Origin of the sequence: Roseobacter sp. (genome assembly GCF_045106495.1) — a bacterium.
Classification (GTDB): Bacteria; Pseudomonadota; Alphaproteobacteria; order Rhodobacterales; family Rhodobacteraceae; genus Roseobacter.
The window spans coordinates 88,893-106,538 of record NZ_JBGCEQ010000041.1 but is presented as its reverse complement, the minus strand read 5'-3'; the positions used below and the strand labels follow the sequence as shown (position 1 = coordinate 106,538).

Annotated in this window: 20 protein-coding genes; 15 read left to right on the top strand and 5 right to left on the bottom strand. The window is 55.0% G+C overall.

Annotation, left to right across the window (positions count from 1 at the left end):
• Window positions 1-283: phosphatidylglycerophosphatase A (locus tag AB8B75_RS19595; RefSeq protein WP_405364502.1), on the top strand; the 283-nt coding region annotated here is incomplete at its 5' end.
• Window positions 280-744 carry a CinA family protein gene (locus AB8B75_RS19590; protein ID WP_405364501.1) on the top strand — a complete coding sequence of 155 codons (465 nt, stop codon included), beginning with the start codon at window positions 280-282 and terminating at the stop codon, window positions 742-744. The genes AB8B75_RS19595 and AB8B75_RS19590, both read left to right, overlap by 4 nt.
• Window positions 745-789: 45 nt before the next feature.
• Here the strand turns inward: AB8B75_RS19590 and AB8B75_RS19585 are convergent, their stop codons facing one another.
• Complete coding sequence (locus AB8B75_RS19585) at window positions 790-1,236, bottom strand: type II toxin-antitoxin system RatA family toxin (protein ID WP_405364500.1); 447 nt, start codon at window positions 1,234-1,236, stop codon at window positions 790-792.
• 69 nt (window positions 1,237-1,305) lie between these two features.
• Here AB8B75_RS19585 and hpt point away from each other — a divergent pair, with 69 nt between their 5' ends.
• The 3 genes from hpt (at window position 1,306) to AB8B75_RS19570 (ending at window position 3,382) form a co-directional block, all read left to right on the top strand.
• The gene (hpt, locus tag AB8B75_RS19580; RefSeq protein ID WP_405364499.1) at window positions 1,306-1,848 is read left to right on the top strand and encodes a hypoxanthine phosphoribosyltransferase; all 543 of its coding nucleotides are present in this window, start codon (window positions 1,306-1,308) and stop codon (window positions 1,846-1,848) included.
• Window positions 1,849-2,000: 152 nt separating this feature from the next.
• On the top strand, window positions 2,001-2,483 hold the full coding sequence (locus tag AB8B75_RS19575; protein WP_405364498.1) for a c-type cytochrome: 483 nt from the start codon (window positions 2,001-2,003) through the stop codon (window positions 2,481-2,483).
• An 8-nt stretch (window positions 2,484-2,491) separates the two neighbouring features.
• Window positions 2,492-3,382 carry a c-type cytochrome gene (locus AB8B75_RS19570; protein ID WP_405364497.1) on the top strand — a complete coding sequence of 297 codons (891 nt, stop codon included), beginning with the start codon at window positions 2,492-2,494 and terminating at the stop codon, window positions 3,380-3,382.
• Window positions 3,383-3,394: 12 nt separating this feature from the next.
• Here AB8B75_RS19570 and AB8B75_RS19565 read toward each other — a convergent pair whose 3' ends face one another.
• From AB8B75_RS19565 to AB8B75_RS19555, 3 genes are all read right to left on the bottom strand, one after another.
• Window positions 3,395-3,580: a hypothetical protein gene (locus AB8B75_RS19565; protein WP_405364496.1), complete on the bottom strand. Its 186-nt coding sequence runs from the start codon at window positions 3,578-3,580 to the stop codon at window positions 3,395-3,397.
• 107 nt (window positions 3,581-3,687) lie between these two features.
• Entirely contained in the window at window positions 3,688-4,647 is a 960-nt protein-coding gene (gene lipA, locus AB8B75_RS19560; protein ID WP_405364495.1) for a lipoyl synthase, read from the bottom strand.
• Window positions 4,648-4,838: 191 nt separating this feature from the next.
• Window positions 4,839-6,020, bottom strand: a complete 1,182-nt coding sequence (locus tag AB8B75_RS19555; RefSeq protein WP_405364494.1) for a DUF6456 domain-containing protein — start codon at window positions 6,018-6,020, stop codon at window positions 4,839-4,841.
• Window positions 6,021-6,400: 380 nt separating this feature from the next.
• Between AB8B75_RS19555 and AB8B75_RS19550 the strand changes: the two genes are divergently transcribed.
• Window positions 6,401-6,691 carry a DUF6477 family protein gene (locus AB8B75_RS19550; RefSeq protein WP_405364493.1) on the top strand — a complete coding sequence of 97 codons (291 nt, stop codon included), beginning with the start codon at window positions 6,401-6,403 and terminating at the stop codon, window positions 6,689-6,691.
• A 1-nt stretch (window position 6,692) separates the two neighbouring features.
• Here the strand turns inward: AB8B75_RS19550 and AB8B75_RS19545 are convergent, their stop codons facing one another.
• Window positions 6,693-8,237: a trimethylamine methyltransferase family protein gene (locus AB8B75_RS19545; protein WP_405364492.1), complete on the bottom strand. Its 1,545-nt coding sequence runs from the start codon at window positions 8,235-8,237 to the stop codon at window positions 6,693-6,695.
• A gap of 197 nt (window positions 8,238-8,434) precedes the next feature.
• Here AB8B75_RS19545 and guaA point away from each other — a divergent pair, with 197 nt between their 5' ends.
• The 9 genes from guaA (at window position 8,435) to AB8B75_RS19500 (ending at window position 17,614) form a co-directional block, all read left to right on the top strand.
• Window positions 8,435-9,997: a glutamine-hydrolyzing GMP synthase gene (gene guaA, locus AB8B75_RS19540; RefSeq protein WP_405364491.1), complete on the top strand. Its 1,563-nt coding sequence runs from the start codon at window positions 8,435-8,437 to the stop codon at window positions 9,995-9,997.
• A 58-nt stretch (window positions 9,998-10,055) separates the two neighbouring features.
• Window positions 10,056-10,919, top strand: a complete 864-nt coding sequence (locus AB8B75_RS19535) for a DMT family transporter (RefSeq protein ID WP_405364490.1) — start codon at window positions 10,056-10,058, stop codon at window positions 10,917-10,919.
• A 133-nt stretch (window positions 10,920-11,052) separates the two neighbouring features.
• Window positions 11,053-12,168: an OmpP1/FadL family transporter gene (locus AB8B75_RS19530; protein WP_405364489.1), complete on the top strand. Its 1,116-nt coding sequence runs from the start codon at window positions 11,053-11,055 to the stop codon at window positions 12,166-12,168.
• Window positions 12,169-12,273: 105 nt separating this feature from the next.
• Window positions 12,274-13,200, top strand: coding sequence for a DMT family transporter (locus tag AB8B75_RS19525; RefSeq protein ID WP_405364488.1), 927 nt, complete (start codon window positions 12,274-12,276; stop codon window positions 13,198-13,200).
• 62 nt (window positions 13,201-13,262) lie between these two features.
• Complete coding sequence (locus AB8B75_RS19520; RefSeq protein WP_405364487.1) at window positions 13,263-14,111, top strand: ATPase; 849 nt, start codon at window positions 13,263-13,265, stop codon at window positions 14,109-14,111.
• Window positions 14,112-14,201: 90 nt separating this feature from the next.
• A complete protein-coding gene (gene metA / locus AB8B75_RS19515; protein WP_405364486.1) occupies window positions 14,202-15,119 on the top strand; it encodes a homoserine O-succinyltransferase in 918 nt (305 codons plus the stop codon).
• A 1-nt stretch (window position 15,120) separates the two neighbouring features.
• Window positions 15,121-16,086 carry an alpha/beta fold hydrolase gene (locus AB8B75_RS19510; protein WP_405364485.1) on the top strand — a complete coding sequence of 322 codons (966 nt, stop codon included), beginning with the start codon at window positions 15,121-15,123 and terminating at the stop codon, window positions 16,084-16,086.
• A 48-nt stretch (window positions 16,087-16,134) separates the two neighbouring features.
• Window positions 16,135-17,004: a polyphosphate kinase 2 gene (gene ppk2, locus AB8B75_RS19505; RefSeq protein ID WP_405364484.1), complete on the top strand. Its 870-nt coding sequence runs from the start codon at window positions 16,135-16,137 to the stop codon at window positions 17,002-17,004.
• The gene (locus AB8B75_RS19500) at window positions 16,997-17,614 is read left to right on the top strand and encodes a TetR/AcrR family transcriptional regulator (protein WP_405364483.1); all 618 of its coding nucleotides are present in this window, start codon (window positions 16,997-16,999) and stop codon (window positions 17,612-17,614) included. The genes ppk2 and AB8B75_RS19500 overlap by 8 nt, the downstream gene beginning before the upstream one ends.
• The last annotated feature ends 32 nt before the right edge of the window (window positions 17,615-17,646 follow it).

The window sequence follows — 17,646 nt, the reverse complement described above, 5'->3', positions numbered from 1 at the left end:
CTCCGAGATTGTCGTGGATGAGCTTGTCGGACAATGGATCGCCTTGTTGCCGCTCTCCTACGCAGCCTGGTCAATGGGCATAGACATCTTGGACATGTGGCCGGGCTGGATCACGGCTTTTGCCCTGTTCCGCCTGTTTGATATCCTGAAACCTGGCCCAGTTGGGTGGGCAGATCGGCGCGGAGACCCTCTGGGGGTCATGTTGGATGACGTCATCGCTGGCGTCTTTGCAGCAATCGGTGTTTTGGTTCTGGCCGGGATTGCACATGGGTTTTTTACATGAGCCTCGCCAGAGAACTTATTGAAAAAGCGTCTTCTTCCAATGTAAAAATTGCGGCCGCGGAAAGCTGCACCGGTGGTATGCTCACAGCAAGCCTGACAGACGTTCCAGGGTCTTCTGCCGTCGTCGAGCGTGGGTTTGTGACCTATACCAACGCCGCTAAAATCGAGATGCTGGGCGTAAGTCCCGATACGCTCGATGCGCACGGTGCTGTCTCCGAAGAAGTCGCAGGTGAAATGGCGAAAGGCGCTTTGGCCGCCTCTCACGCGCAGATTGCGGTCTCCATTACCGGCATCGCGGGCCCCGGAGGATCAGAACACAAACCCGAAGGGCGCGTTTGTTTTGGCCTTGCGCAGGGATCAAAGGTCGATACCGAAACAATCGACTTTGGCGCACGCGGTCGAGATCAGGTGCGCGTGGCCGCGCGCGAACATGCGTTATCGCTGATACTATCGAAGCTTTGAATCAGAGATAGTGGGCAAGAACCGTCGTCGCGCAACGGGTCGCGCTCACTCACCGTAGAGCGCTTTCGCACGGGTCTCAAACGCCCGCACAATACGCAACATGGCCTCATTGAAAACAACACCAATTAACCGCTCCAAGATCATGTTTCGAAACGCAAAGTCGACAAAAAATCTCACTTCACAGCCGCCATCTACATCCGAGAAAGCCCAGTTCGATTTCATGTATCGAAACGGCCCGTCGAGATATTCGGTATCGATTTTGTATTCCGTTGGCAACAAAACCACGCGACTGGTAAAGCGTTCGCGAAACACTTTGAAGCTGACCACCAGATCTGCCTCCATGACCTCCGTATCGCCGTCCGGCGTTACAGATTTAACGCGCGCCGCTGAACACCAGGGCAAAAACTCCGGATATCGCGCTACATCGGCCACAAGATCGTACATTTGCTGTGCGGTGTAGGGCAGGATTTTGGTCTCGGAGTGCGTAGGCATTGATTTGTCGGTTTGTGAAGGTTAGCCACTCATGTCCTATTTCCTCCGCTCAAGATCAAGGTCAAACCCATGTCGACGCGTCCATATGTCATAGATGAAATGATTTCCGCAAAATCGATCGCTGCCCGTATTGAAGTACTTTGCCGTGAGATCCAGACCGAGTTTGCCGGTACAGACAAACTCGTAGTCGTGGGTCTTTTAAGGGGAAGCTTCGTTTTTATTGCCGATTTGGTGCGCGAGTTGAGCTTACCTATTGAAGTTGATTTTCTAGAAGCCTCCAGCTACGGCGAAGGGATGGAAAGCAGCCGCGAAGTGCGCATCCTCAAGGACCTTCGAGGCACGATCGAAGGTCGCGATGTTCTGGTGGTCGAAGACATCGTGGATACCGGGCATACACTCAATCATGTGACGCGATTGCTAGAAAGCCGCCTGCCGGCCCGTTTGAAATCCATCGCCTTGCTGGACAAACCCAGCCGTCGCGAAGTCGACTTTAAGGCAAGTTGGACGGGTTTCGAAATACCCGACGAATTTGTCGTCGGCTACGGCATTGACTTCGCGCAACGGAACCGGAATTTGCCCTATATCGGCAAAGTGCGTTTCGAGGACGCCTAGCCGCATAATGATTTGGCGTCTTGGATGACCGGTTGCTGCTAGGGTACCGAAAAAGTGACCCATATGTTTTGAAACGGAGATATACTTGCGAATAATCTGAGCCCGTCGAACGTAACACCTATGTAGCCAATTGCCACCAAAGGAGATCTAGAATGAACAAATCCTTCGCACTGCCCCTCGCCGCCGCGCTGGCCCTGACCGGTGTTGCCGGAACTGCGATCGGAGACGGCCATGCGGACAAAGCGCTGCAGTCTGCCATCAGCGCGCGCAAAGCGCAGATGCAACTGGTTGGCTTTAACACCGGTCTGCTGGGTGCCATGGCAAAAGGTGAGGTGCCATTTGATAGCGCGGTTGCTACTGCAGCGGCATCAAATCTGGCGGCAGTCGCCAAGCTGGACCGTAGCATTCTGTGGCTCGAAGGGTCCGTTCAAGGCACCGTGGAAGGCACACGCGCCAAAGCAGAAATCTGGAGCGACCCGGCGGGTTTTGATAAGGCCGCTGTGGCGATGGAGGATGCCGCGACAACCATGATCACCGCGGCGGGCACGGATTTGCCAGCCCTTCAGGCGCAAATGAAAAATCTCGGTACCACTTGCTCGACCTGTCACAAGGCCTATCGCGGACCGAAAAACTAGTCGCGCGCATGCGCAAGCTGATCACAGTTTTGTTGGTGCTTCTCGCCATTGGCGGTGGTTTCTTTTGGTATGTCACACTGCCCGATTTAGAGCCGGTGGATTTGTCAGAGACGATTCCGCCCGTTGCCGCGGACGGGGCTTTGGTCTTTGCAGCGGCTGGCTGTGCATCATGCCATGCGACACCTGACGCAACCCCTGATCAAAAACTGATCCTGTCAGGTGGGCATGCATTCAAAAGTGATTTCGGCACATTTTACGCGCCAAATATCTCATCGCATCCAGAGTTTGGCATTGGCACATGGTCTCAAGAGGCATTTGCGCGCGCGGTGATAAAAGGTGTCTCACCCGATGGCGCGCACTATTACCCGGCGTTTCCTTACGCCGCCTACAACAAGATGACAGCGCAGGATGTTGTTGATCTATTTGCCTATGTTGAAACCCTGCCTTCGTCCGCAACGCCTAGTCGCCCCCATGACGTGGGTTTTCCGTTTTCGCTGCGCCGTTCCTTAGGGTTATGGAAACGGCTCTTTATCAACGATGGGTTCCATCTCGCCGATCCCGAAAATCCGGAGGTGCTGCGCGGCCGGTACCTCGCGGAAGGATTGGCTCATTGCGCTGAGTGTCATACAGCGCGAAACGCGCTGGGTGGCTTGAATGCAGGCAGGTGGCTCGCCGGAGCGCCAAACCCATCTGGCAAGGGCCGTATCCCAAACATTACGCCAGCAGATTTGGATTGGTCGACCGAGGAATTGGTCGAGTACTTCACAAGCGGTTTCACACCTGACTATGATAGCGTCGGCGGGGAAATGGTTGCTGTGATCGAAAATCTTGCGTTGCTACCCAAAGAAGATCGCACCGCTTTGGCAGCATACCTCAAAGCTGTACCCGCGATTCCTTAGAGAAGGCGCGTTTCAGCGTTCCAACGAATCATGCACAACACTTGTTTTGCCATTGCAGATGCTGTCGCATTGCGCATCCCGTGCGATGATAGCATGGATTGCATCTTCGATATGGTGCCCGGCAACGTCATACCTTACGGTGTCCAGCGAAGTTTGAATGTCGCGCAAGGCAAAGATTGCCCAATGGTTGGAGGTCATGATTTCGGCTCTCAGAAAAGGTTACCGGCCCCGACTACACAACTTTGGCGATCAATTTCACGGGAAAACTGCCGCAAAATTCCCCAATAGACGTAACGTAACTATATCTACGCCTTGCTCAGCTTTTGTTGGCGCGCCTCTCGCAGGCGGGCAAAGTCGTCGCCCGCATGGTAGGATGATCGCGTCAACGGCGTGGCCGAAACCATAAGGAAGCCCTTGCCGTAGGCCGCCTTTTCATAAGTTGCAAATTCATCAGGGTGTACAAACCGATCTACAGCATGGTGTTTGGGTGTCGGTTGCAGGTATTGACCGATGGTCAGGAGATCGATGTCAGCGGCACGCATATCTTCCATCACCTGCATTACTGCCTGTTTGTCTTCACCCAGCCCAACCATGATTCCCGATTTCGTGAACATCGCCGGATCCAACTCCTTGACGCGTTGCAAAAGGCGCAAGGAATGGAAGTAACGTGCGCCGGGACGCACCTCTGGATAGAGACCCGGTACCGTTTCAAGATTGTGATTGAAGACATCGGGCCTTGCGGCGACGACAATCTCTAGTGCCTCCGGCGTGCATTTTATAAAATCCGGCGTCAGGATTTCAATTGTCGTGGCTGGACTCCGGTGTCGAATTGCCCGAATCGTCTGGGCAAAATGATCGGCGCCACCGTCTTCGACGTCATCCCGATCCACTGAAGTGATCACGACATGGTTCAGTCCCAGCTTTTCGACAGCATGGGCAACCCGCCCCGGTTCAAAAGCATCGAGATCATCGGGCGGTTTGCCGGTCGCAATATTGCAAAACGTACACGCGCGCGTACAGACTTCGCCCATGATCATCATGGTCGCGTGGCCCTGGCTCCAACATTCACCAACGTTTGGACAGCCGGCTTCTTCGCATACAGTTACGAGCTTGTTTTCCCGCATGATGCGAGCTGTTTCGGCATAGCCCTGACCGCCCGGCGCTTTTACGCGAATCCAATGTGGCTTCTTGGGCTGAGGATTGTCCGGTCGCCGTGCCTTTTCAGGGTGGCGTTGCTCTGGAATCTTGAGATCGCGCGGCGCCATATTGCTCCATCCTCAAATTGCTGACATGTGGTCTGCGGTATTTCCCCACAATGTAGACGACTTGCGACGCGGGTTACAACAGTCCGGCTGGTCGCAGGAGACATGGCTGCATTGCAAGAACTGCGCCCATGAAAAGCAAAAGAGCGCCTTGTGAGCGCTCCTTAAATCCACGTAAAAATGAAATTTCGGCGTTAACCGATCAGCGGTCCACCCGGCCCGATGGTTTCATCGTAGTGCCGCTTGAGCCGCATAAGTGCGATACGCAAAACGATTTTGCCGGATCGTGCTGACCATCCCAGTTTTTTCTCCGCCGTTTCCAACCCTTCAAGATAGCAGCAGCAGCGCAAAACCACATCCGACAGGCCTGGTCCGAGATCGGCCAGTGCGTCTGCGACACGTTTTCTGGCATTGGAAGGTCCGTCACCGACGCCGCTGTCCGGCACAAAGTTTCCGCGACCACCGGAAGTAAGGAACCGGTCCCAGTTCTGTGCAACACGCGGCCCCATCTGCGCAAGTTCAAAGTCTTCACGCAGGCGTTCGCCAACCGTGACAAGATCATCGCTGAGAAAGTTCTCTCCGTTCTTGTCGCGACGACGGGCCAAAGCCGTCAACGGGCTCTCTGCTAGGTTGTACCGCATCCGACGCGGGCGGCCTGTATCGACATCGGGAAGTGTTTTTGCTCCCCAAACGCGATGCTGGCCTGCAAAATCGGCCTGTGCTTCGGCAAAACCAGCCGTTTCGGAACTGGAATCATCGGATTCCATCATTTTTTCCAGTGCAGCGCGGCCCGTGGGGGTGATTGTATAGCGGGTGATTTTGCCCGACGTCTGTGGCGATATCCACTCCTTCAACGCCATTGCTTCTGCAATTTTGCGCGTCACCACACCGGTGCGTGTGGCTTGAGCACCCGCGCCATCGCGCACAATCACGGCCTTTTCCATTTCGGCTGCAACTGCCAAAACCGCGCCTTTTTCGCAAAGTCTGCGCAATACACGCATGCCTTCCGCTTTGAGAGACGCTTCACTTGGTGGGTTTGACCCGTCTTCTGAAGGGGCCGCGATACGATCTTGAAAACTCATGCGTGATGCGTCCTTTGTGTTCTTTTGAGCAGCTTTGGAACGGTTAACGAAATGAGCAGCACCCAGAGCCTTCAAGGCAGCATCAACCAATGGGTCATCGCGCCGTGTCTCAACCCGCCGGATCTGGCGCAATATTGTTGAGGCATGGCATCCGGCGGCCCGGGCGAGCGCTCTGATAGGCAGCCCGGCTTCGGTATGAGCCAAATAGACCTGTGCAGCTGCCGGGACCCAATCAGGCAAACCTGCCTGCCGCGGATCATGTGGACGCAAGGAAGTGATTTCCATTTCGTTCATGTCATTGGTACCGTGGTGCTATTGCTTCAGGGTTGATTTGAAAAACTACAGTACAACCTAGGGATGAATTGGTTACCCATTCGTTAACAGTTTCCGATTTAGCAATTATTCTAGCTAAAACATAAACAGTATTTAAACCTACGCGCGCCCTTGGACCACCAAGCGCAACAGCTAATCAAACCGGCATTTTGGGGTCCAGCGATCAAAACAGACCTCGAAGTACGCGCACAAAACCGCACTACTTCAGAGTGTTAACAAGTCCCTAAGCCCTGCGCGCGTGAATTGACCAACCTGCGCAACACGAGATTTGTCGATGTAATATCCTTCACTGTAGGGCGTAGAAACCCTCGGGGGAAATGACGGATATAAAGGAAAACAAAATGCAAGACCTGATCTCAATGCTGCACGCAATACGCCGGCCACAGCTTCTGATGCGCGCAGCTCGTATCGGCGCTGAAGATTACCGTCGCGCGGTGCACCTGCCACGGTTGTTGGGCTACGGGATCTTGCCAAGACACGGGTCTGCGCTTTTCAAACTGATCGAAATCGAAGCTGATCTGAACACGCAACGCACCAGCGGTGATGCTGGATACAGCTTGATACGCCACGTTGACGTGTTGATCGCGATGCTCGGTGAAGCACGCGTATTACGGGCGTCTCAGGCAGCCTGAGTTACATGAAACTGTCCGGCATTTCAGACTTTTTGCGTGCGATATAGTCTGAGATCGCCTCCTGGATCGCGGGATCAAGGGCGGGTTGCTGATATTCGCTTAGCATCTTTTCGACCCGCAGACTGGCAAGAGTTTGCGTGTCACGGCCGCCTTCGTCTTCCCATGTTTCGTAGGGCTTGTAGTCTAGCAAATCCGATTTCCAGAAAGCATCTTTGAAGTTCTTCTGCGTGTGCTCGCACCCCAGGTAATGACCGCCCGGACCAACTTCACGTATGGCATCCATGGCTTGAGCGTTTGTATCGCTCGAGACACCCTTCGCCAGATGATGCAGCGTGCCAAGTTGATCCGCGTCCATAACAAATTTCTCGAATGAAGACACAAGGCCTCCTTCGAGCCATCCGCAGGCATGCAGCATGAAGTTCACCCCCGCCAGGAGGCCCATATTCAGACTGTTTGAAGTCTCATAAGCTGCCTGTGCATCAGGCAGTTTCGATCCACAAAACGACCCAGCAGACCGGTACGGTAGGCCAAGACGCCGGGCCAGTTGCCCGGCCCCATAGGTGATATGCGCGGCTTCCGGTGTCCCGAAAGTTGGCGCGCCGGAATTCATATCAATGGATGTGACAAAAGCCCCCATGATCACCGGAGCACCCGGGCGGATCAACTGGCTGTATGCAATACCGGCCAACACCTCGGCCAGCACCTGAGTCAGCGTCCCGGCAACAGAAACCGGCGCCATGGCCCCGCCCACGATAAAGGGCGAAATGATACAGGCCTGATTGTTTTTCGCATAAACCTCAAGCGCTCCCATCATCACGTCATCGAAAGTCATGGGCGAGTTGATGTTGATCAGCGATGTCATCACTGTGTTTTGCTGCACGAAGTCCTCACCAAAGAGGAGACCACACATTTCCACCGAATCCTGCGCCCGCGAAGGCTCGGTCACCGAGCCCATAAAGGGTTTGTCGCTCAGCGTCATATGGGCCTGCAGCATGTCAAGGTGGCGCTTATTCACTGGCACGTCGGTTGGTTCGCAGACCGTGCCGCCAGAGTGATGCAACCACTTGGACATGTAACCCAGCTTCACGAACTTTCGGAAATCCTCCATCGTGGCGTAGCGCCGCCCTTCATAAGCATCGCGGACAAAGGGCGGGCCATAAACCGGGGCCAGCACCAGGTTACGACCGCCAACTTCGACATTGCGTTCGGGGTTTCGCGCATGTTGGACGAAGCTGGACGGCGCTGTTTGGCACAGTTGTCTCGCCAGCCCACGCGGGATGCGCACGCGTTCGCCGTCGACGTCCGCACCGGCGTCACGCCAGCGTTTCAAAGCAGCAGGGTTTTCGATGAAATTGACACCAATTTCCTCGAGCACCGTTTCGGCATTGGTTTCGATGATCTCAAGGGCTTCTTCGGTCAGCACGTCAAAGTTTGGGATGTTGCGTTGGATAAATCGCGCAGTCTCGAAAGATACCGCACTGCGCTCGGCACGCCGGGCTGCACCGCCACCACCTCTTCTGCCCCTGCGTTCTGATGCCTGTGCCATTTGCGTCTCCCCGACTTTTACCTGTGCCGGTGCTATCCCATTCAGCACTCTGCATTGGTGCGGATAGCGTCCTTGCAGGGAAAAAAGCGACATGTGCCCCCGGTGTCCGGCGTATCTCGTCGGAAAAACGACATCTGCGCGATGTGGCACCCACTGCAGCCCTTGCCACTTGGCCGCGCCGCGCCTAATCAGCATCCATGAGCACACATGATCATGACCGCCTTCTCATCATCGACTTTGGCAGCCAGGTAACGCAATTGATTGCGCGCCGATTGCGCGAGTTGCATGTCTATTGCGAAATCCATCCCTTCAATGTTGTAGACGACGCTTTCCTTGCGGAATTCACCCCCAAGGCGGTGATTTTTTCCGGCGGACCCTCATCCGTTTTCGCCGAAGGCGCGCCGATGCCGCCCAAAGGCGTTTTCGAGCTAGGCGTTCCGATTCTTGGCATCTGCTATGGTCAGCAGGTCATGATGCAGTGCCTCGGCGGCAAAGTGGAACGTGGTCATGGGACGGCAGAGTTTGGCCGAGCTTATGTGACGCCCGAAGCCCGCAAACTGGCCTTGCTGGATGGCTGGTTCGAGGTGGACCGGGAGCAGGTCTGGATGAGCCACGGCGACCATGTCAGTGAAATCGCACCCGGATTCGAGGTTTTTGGTACCTCGCCGAACGCGCCTTTTGCCATCACCGGCGATGTTTCGCGGGATTTCTATGCAGTGCAGTTCCATCCGGAAGTGCATCACACCCCAAACGGCGCAAAACTCTACGAGAACTTTGTGCGTCTGGCCGGTTTCAAAGGCGACTGGACCATGGGCGCCTACCGCGAAGAGGCCATCGCGCGCATTCGCGATCAAGTTGGCACCGGCCGCGTGATCTGCGCGCTGTCCGGTGGAGTCGATTCGTCGGTGGCAGCGGTGCTGATCCACGAGGCCATTGGGGAGCAACTCACCTGCGTCTATGTAGACCATGGATTGATGCGCAAAGATGAAAGCGTGCAAGTGGTTGGCATGTTCCGCGAACACTACAATCTGCCGCTCATCCACGCGGACGAATCTGATCTGTTTCTGGGTCAGCTCGAAGGGGTCAGCGACCCTGAAACCAAACGCAAGATCATTGGCGGGCTGTTCATCGAAGTCTTTGAAAAACACGCCAAGGCAATGGGCGGTGCGGAATTCCTGGCTCAGGGCACGCTTTATCCGGATGTCATCGAATCGGTGAGTTTTTCAGGTGGTCCCTCGGTCACAATCAAATCGCATCACAACGTAGGCGGCTTGCCCGAGCGTATGAACATGCAACTGGTCGAGCCCCTGCGTGAGCTTTTCAAGGACGAGGTCCGCACCCTGGGTCGCGAACTGGGCCTGCCCGAGAGCTTTATTGGTCGTCACCCTTTCCCTGGCCCGGGTTTGGCGATTCGCTGCCCCGGCGAGATCACGCGCCAGAAACTGGACATCCTGCGTGAAGCGGATGCTGTTTACATTGACCAGATTAGAAAACACGGACTTTACGACGCCATTTGGCAAGCCTTTGTGGCCATCCTGCCGGTGCGAACCGTTGGCGTTATGGGCGATGGGCGCACTTATGATTTCGCCTGCGCCTTGCGCGCGGTGACTTCTGTGGATGGCATGACTGCGGATTATTATCCTTTCAGCCACGAATTTCTGGGTGAAACGGCCACGCGCATCATCAATGAGGTCCCGGGCATCAATCGGGTGACCTATGACATCACCTCAAAACCGCCCGGCACCATCGAGTGGGAATGACGTCGCATGCCTTCGTCACGCTTTGCACCTGCGTTTTAGGGTGCAGCAAGCGACCAGTATGAGCCCTACGTTCAAAGCAGCACTATGGATGGTCGGGTCTATTGCTTCGTTTTCTTGCATGGCCATTCTGGGACGGGAACTGGCCGCTGAACTCGATACATTCGAGATCATGTTGTATCGAAGCGTCTTTGGCTTTGTAATCGTTGTGGTATTGGCCGGGATGACGGGCAGTTGGCGCCAGATCAACACGCGACACATGCCAGTGCATTTGGTTCGAAACATGGCACATTTTGTCGGTCAGAATCTGTGGTTCTACGCCGTCACCGTAATTCCCCTGGCACAGGTCTTTGCTCTGGAATTCACCTCCCCGATCTGGGTGATTGTTCTGTCGCCTTTCTTGCTGGGAGAAAGGCTTACAGCCATGCGTCTTTTGGCCGCCGGTATGGGGTTTATCGGCATATTGATGGTCGCGCGACCTGATATCTCGGGTATTAACATCGGCGTGGTCATGGCGGCGTCGTCGGCCATATTCTTTGCCCTGACGATCATGTTTACCAAACGGCTGACCCGCACACAAAGCACCACCTGCATTCTGTTCTATCTGACCACCATGCAACTGATCTTTGGCGTGATCGCGGCGGGTTTTGACGGCGACATCGCGCTGCCCACGTCGCAAGGGCTTCCTTTTGTCATGTTGGTCGGTGCCGCAGGCCTGGTGGCGCATTATTGCATGACCAACGCTCTTTCGATCGCACCGGCTACCGTGGTGGTCCCTTTTGATTTCATCCGTCTGCCCGCCATCGCCGTCATCGGCATGCTGCTTTACAATGAAGCTCTCGATATCTGGGTCTTAATTGGCGCAATCATAATATTTGCTGGCAATTACTTGAATATATGGTCCGAGACACGTCAAAGAAATTGATTTAACGTGAGGTCACAAGCAAAAATGCCCCTGCGTCAACAATTGACCCAATTTGCAATCGTGCTTACGTGCTCGCGCCTATCTTGCAAATCCGCACAGTCACCATCAGGCACATCTTCTGGGGAGGAGAGTCATGAAAACTTATCTAACAAGTGCAACCGCTTTGTGTCTCGCAGCAGGCAGCGCACATGCTGGCGGCATTGACAGATCAGGCCAATCCATTGAGGCGCTGTTCGAAGAGGGGCGTTACCTTGAATTCAGCGTGGTCAATGTCTCGCCAGATCTGACAGGTGACGCACGCGCAACTTTCGCAAACGGTACGGGCTCAGGCGAAATTGCCCCCAGCTATTTGCGGTTTGGTGGCGCGTACAAAGCCGATCTGAACGATCGTTTTTCTTATGCACTGATCTATGATGAGCCGTTCGGTGCGGAGGTGGACTACCCCGCAGGTACCGGGTATTTCGCATCGACGTCCGACGCATTGTTCGAAAGCCGCGCGTTGACGGGACTGGTCCAATTCAATGATCCATCCGGGTTTTCTGTCTACGGCGGCTTGCGCTTGCAATCAGTAGAAGCCAGCGTCAACGTCAACTTTGACCGCCCTGTCGGTCCGCCACTCAGGTACACCGCAGACGCAGATATTCACTATGGCCTTGGATATGTGGCCGGCGTTTCTTACGAAATTCCCGAAATCGCCTTTCGTGTGTCTCTGACATATAACTCAGAAATCTCGCACGAAACCGACACCACTGAAACGACGCTGGGTGTGGGTACACTTGCGACCACTACAGAATTTGAAACCCCACAATCCGTTAACCTGAAATTCCAAACAGGGATCAACCCCAAGACCTTGTTGTTTGGTGGGATTCGCTGGGTTGACTGGTCTGACTTTCAACTGGATCCCCGGCAATACCTGGCAGTGGTCGGGTCGCCGTTGCTGAGCTACGAAGAGGACGTTATCACCTATACCCTCGGAGTCGGGCGGCGTCTCAACGAGAACTGGTCCGTAGCTGCGAGCATTGGCTATGAAGAAACAACAGGCAATCTATTCACCAACCTGGGTCCCGCCGATGGGCAGGAAATCATCAATCTGGCTGCGATTTATCGTCAAAACAATTACGAGATCACAACAGGCCTGCGCTACATCCGTATTGGCGACACAACGACAGGGGTGCAAGGCATCCCGGCTGCAAATTTCGATGGCAATGACGCGATCGCCTTGGGCGTAAAAGTCGCATATCGTTTCTGATCCAGCGTCACGATCCTTTCAAAACGCCCGTGCGCCTAGCGCCGGGCGTTTTCTTTGCGCATGATCCGGGTGGTTGCATCAGCTGATCCTGCCTAAGGTGACCGCATGATTGAACAGACCAGCATTTCTTCAAAAACATGGGCCGCCATGCTGCTCCTTGCTCTGATCTGGGGCGCGTCATTCGTGTCCATTCGCATTGCACTTGATGAAGTCGGGCCGCTCACTTCCGTAGCACATCGTACGTTCTGGGCCATGTTGGTTTTGTGGGCCGTTACCTTCGCCATGCGTTTGCCTCTGCCACGTGAACCAAAGATCTGGGGCGCATTTTTGATCATGGGTCTTTTGAACAATGTGATCCCTTTTACTTTGATGGCCTGGGGACAAGTGCACATCGAAAGCGGTCTGACATCCATTCTGAACGCGGCCACGGCTATTTTTGGCGTTTTGTTTGCGGCTGTATTTTTCGCGGACGAACGGCTAAGCCTGCGTAAAATAATTGGTGTCAGCCTTGGGTTTCTGGGCGTCGCCATGGCGATCGGCCTGGAAAACCTACGTAATTTCGATCTTCGGTCGCTGGCGCAACTGGCCGTGCTTGCAGGGACCGTTTCCTACGCATTGGCCGGAGTCTGGGCGCGAAAGACGCTCTCTCATCTTGCGCCGCAAGTGGCCGCCGCCGGGATGCTTACTGCCTCAACATTGCTCACCCTGCCTATGGCGGTTCTCTTTGAGGGCCCGATCACACTTGATTTGCAACCCAAATCGATGTTGGCCATCGCATATTATTCCGTTGTCGCCACCGCAGGCGCGTACCTGCTTTACTACTACATCCTCAGCAAGGCCGGCAGTGGGAACCTTTTGCTGGTGACGCTGCTCATAGCGCCCGTCGCGATCATTTTGGGTGCTATTGTTTTAAGCGAGGCGCTAAATCCCAATGCCTATACAGGCTTTGCGCTTTTGGCCCTGGGGTTGATCGTGTTGGACGGCAGGTTATGGCAAAGGCTCCGCAAGCCGCGTATCCCGATCTCTGACTGATTGACCGTACCGAGTGGCAAGGCTAGGAGTTGGCGATCACTTCTGCCTTCAGGATGCGCCCAATGCTATACTCTTCTGCCGCCGAATGGCGGGCCGCGCCGCGCAAATCCGTGCTGGTCTATGGCATGTCGGGTTTGGGGAAAACGCATATGTCCAATCTGTTGCGCGCAAGTGGAAACTGGTTTCACTATTCGATCGATTACCGTATCGGCACGCGCTATATGGGCGAATACATCACGGATAACGCCAAATCCGAAGCGATGAAGGTCCCTTTTTTGCGCGAACTGCTGATGAGCGACAGCATTTACATTGGCTCTAACATTACGTTCGACAACCTCGCGCCCGTCGCCACTTACCTCGGCAAACCGGGTGACCCGAAAAAGGGTGGTTTGCCCATGGCGGAGTATACCCGTCGTCAGGAACAGTTCCGACAAGCCGAAATTTCCGCGCTCTATGACACAACGCATTTCGCAGAGCGCGCCGAGGCACTTTATGGGTATCCGCATTTTATCTGCGATTCCGGAGGGTCGATATGTGAATGGGTAGAGGCTGACGACACCCACGATGCACTAATGCGCGATCTGTCCAGCCATTGTCTGCTGATCTGGATCAAGGGTACCGCCGCTCACACCCGGGAGCTGATACGTCGTTTCGATCGCGCGCCCAAACCGATGGCGTACAAACCCACATTCCTCGCAAGCACCTGGCAGGAATATCTAAGCAAAAACAAATGCCTTGAAGGAGACGTTGATCCTGATGATTTCATCCGCTTCACCTATGCCCGCGCCCTTGCACACCGCCAACCGCGATATGAAAACATGTCGCGCTGGGGTGTCACCGTGACTGCGGATCAGGTCGCCTCGCTGAAAAATCCGCAGGACTTTGATGATCTCATCGCCTCTTGCCTGTAACCCGCGTCACCGAGCTGTGAGTGCTTCGCCCTTGAGACACCCGCACCAAAAGACTATCTGCCATGCCTGAACGCGATCTGGAATACAGTTATGCCCATCAAAATCCCCTCTGCTCTTCCCGCCTATGACGTGCTGACGCGCGAAGGAGTGATGGTACTGGATGATGATCAGGCCGCCTTGCAGGATATCCGGCCCTTGCGGATAGGACTGTTGAACCTGATGCCCAAAAAAATCCAGACAGAAACCCAGTTTGCGCGCCTCATAGGTGCCACGCCTTTGCAGATCGAGTTGAGCCTGATCCGCATGTCAGAGCATAAAACCAAGAACACCGCTTCTGAGCATATGGCCAGTTTCTACCGGCCGTTTCAGGACGTGCGCGCCGAGAAATTCGACGGGCTGATCATCACCGGGGCGCCGATCGAACATCTCGCCTTTGAAGACGTGACCTATTGGGACGAGCTGCGCGAGGTGATGGATTGGACGCAAACCCATGTGCATTCGACCTTCGGCGTGTGCTGGGGCGGCATGGCGATGACCAACCATTTTCATGGCGTCGACAAACACATGCTGGATGCCAAGGCTTTCGGTTGTTTCCGGCATCAAAATCTAGCACCATCGTCACCTTATCTGCGCGGATTTTCAGATGACTGCGTGACCCCCGTCTCTAGGTGGACCGAGATGCGACAGAGTGAGATTGACACCGCATCCGGGCTGAAAACGCTTTTGGGCAGCGATGAGGTGGGCCCCTGTCTGGTCGAAGATTCCGCCCATCGCGCGCTCTATATTTTCAACCACTTTGAATACGACCGCGATACGCTCAAACAGGAGTATGACCGCGATATTCAAGAAAACAGCGCAATTTCGCTGCCAAAAAACTACTACCCGGACAATGATCCGCGCCGGATGCCCTTGAACAGATGGCGCAGTCACGCGCATTTGCTTTACGGCAACTGGATCAATGAAATCTATCAGTCCGCGCCCTTTGAGATGTCCCGTATTGGGACCTAAGGTGCTGATCACGTGCCTTTTTCTGGCTCTGGGCCTTGTTGCCGTTGTGCAGTGGCGCGCGGGCGCGCGTGAGGCCCAGGCAGAGGCAAAACACCCGGCCCTTGGCCAGATTGTAACGGTTGAAGCCACCCCAATACATGTCAGAGTTGTCGGCAACGGCCCGGATTTGGTGTTGATCCACGGGGCCAGCGGATCGCTGCGGGACTACACGTTTGATCTGGTTGACCGGCTGAAACATCGCTACCGGGTCATCGCTCTGGACCGGCCCGGCCTGGGATGGAGTGGGCGTCTGGCGCCGGACTACGGCGGTGTCTGGAACGCCGCGGCCGAGCCTCCAGCCGTGCAAGCCCGGCTTTTGCAAGGCGCGGTTGAGGCGCTTGGCGTAACTCGCCCAATCGTGCTGGGGCATTCATTTGGTGGCGCGGTTGCCCTCGCCTGGGCGCTGGAGCAACCGGATGAAACAGCTGGGTTGGTCCTGCTGGGTGCTGCGTCAAATCCTTGGCCCGGCGATCTGGGCGCACTCTACCAGATCAATTCATCGGTTTTGGGAGGGGCACTTGTTGTGCCTATGATTACAGCCTTCGCGCCGGACAAGCGGATCGAAGACACAGTTGCTTCCATCTTCGCGCCCCAGTCCATGCCGAAGGGGTATCTCGAACACATCGGACCCGAGATGAGCTTGCGGCGCACAACACTGCGCGCAAACGCCCAACAGGTAAACAACCTGCGCCCTCATATCGTTGAAATGGCACAGAAATACCCTGATCTAACCTTGCCGGTCGAAATTCTACATGGCACTGAAGACACTATCGTGCCACTCAAAGTGCATTCAGAACCATTGGCGGTATTGTTGCCCAACGCGCGATTGACGCGGCTCGAAGGTGTGGGGCATATGCCACACCACGCAGTACCCGAGGTGATTGTGGAAGCAATCGACCGTGTCGCGTCCCGTGCGGGTTTGCGTTAAGCCCTTTAACATCCCATATTAAAATCAGACACACCCTCCGGAGGCCTCATGGACCTGCCCTTTGACGGCGCGATCAGCCAGTTTTTCGAGACAGAAGCCCCCAAAGATGTTCGCGATGCAATCAATCGCGCGGATAAAGGTGATATCCTGTCGGCGACCTACCCCCATGGCGAACGTCTCGCGCGCAAACCTTATGAAAGAGAGCTTGCTGATTTACAGATCGAATTGGTCAAGATGCAGGCTTGGACCAAGGCAAGCGGTGCGCGTATCGCGATTGTGTTCGAAGGACGTGATGGTGCAGGAAAAGGTGGCACCATCAGCCGGTTCCGAGCCAATCTTAATCCACGAGGCGCACGTATTGTCGCGCTCTCGAAACCCACGGAAACAGAAGCGACGCAATGGTATTTTCAACGCTACACCAGCCACATGCCCAGTGCCGGTGAGATGGTTTTCTTTGACCGCAGTTGGTACAATCGCGGTGTCGTCGAAAAGGTTTTCGAGTTTTGCACAGATGCGCAACGCGAGCAGTTTTTTAGCCAAGTTGCGTCGTTTGAAGAACTGATTGCCGATGACAACGTGCATTTGTTCAAATTTTGGCTGAATGTAGGCCGCGCCGAGCAGTTGCGACGGTTGTTGGAAAGGGAAAGCGATCCACTCAAGCAGTGGAAACTGAGTTGGATCGATGTGGAAGGCCTTAAGCGCTGGGATGCTTACAGTGATGCCATCTGCGATACACTCACGCGTAGCCATACGGAGACGGCCCCCTGGACAGTTGTGAGATCTGACGACAAACGTCGCGCTCGATTGAATACCATCCGCACCGTTTTGCATGCACTCGAGTACACGAGGAAAGATCCGCAGGCCATTGGAAAGATTGATACAACCATCTGCGGTGGTCTGGATATTTGGGATGCCTAAACGTGGCTACCATCACGGCAACCTGCGTCAAGCTTTGATCGAGGCGGCGTTGCTCCTGATCGAGACACGTGGTCCCATGGGATTTACACTTTCTGAGGCCGCCAAAAAGGCCGGAGTGACCCCCGCCGCCGTTTATCGCCATTTCGAAGGCCGCGAAGACCTGATCGCCGAAGCCGCACTCCAAGGCTACGAGATTTTTGCGGATTTGATGGAATACGCCTACGAAAAAGGGCAGCCTTCAGCGTTGGCTGCATTCTCTGCAACCGGGCGCGCCTATCTGGCCTTCGCCCGAAAGTATCCGGGCCATTATATTGCAATGTTCGAAAGCGGCATTTCGGTGAACCGGACACCAGAGCTGGCAGCCATAGCCAGCCGTGCTAGCGGTGTCTTGGAAAAAGCCGCCACCGACCTCAGTCAGCACATCCCCGAAGACAAGCGCCCTCCGGCGTCCATGTTTTCGGCGCATATCTGGGCCATGAGCCACGGGGTGGTTGAGCTTTTTGCGCGCAATTCACCCGGACGTGCGTCGCCCTTTCCAGCAGATGACCTTTTGGAAACCGGAATTGGCATCTACCTGCGTGGACTGGGTCTTATCGCATCAGATAAATAATGCAGTCTTAGATCTTATAAAAAAATACTTTT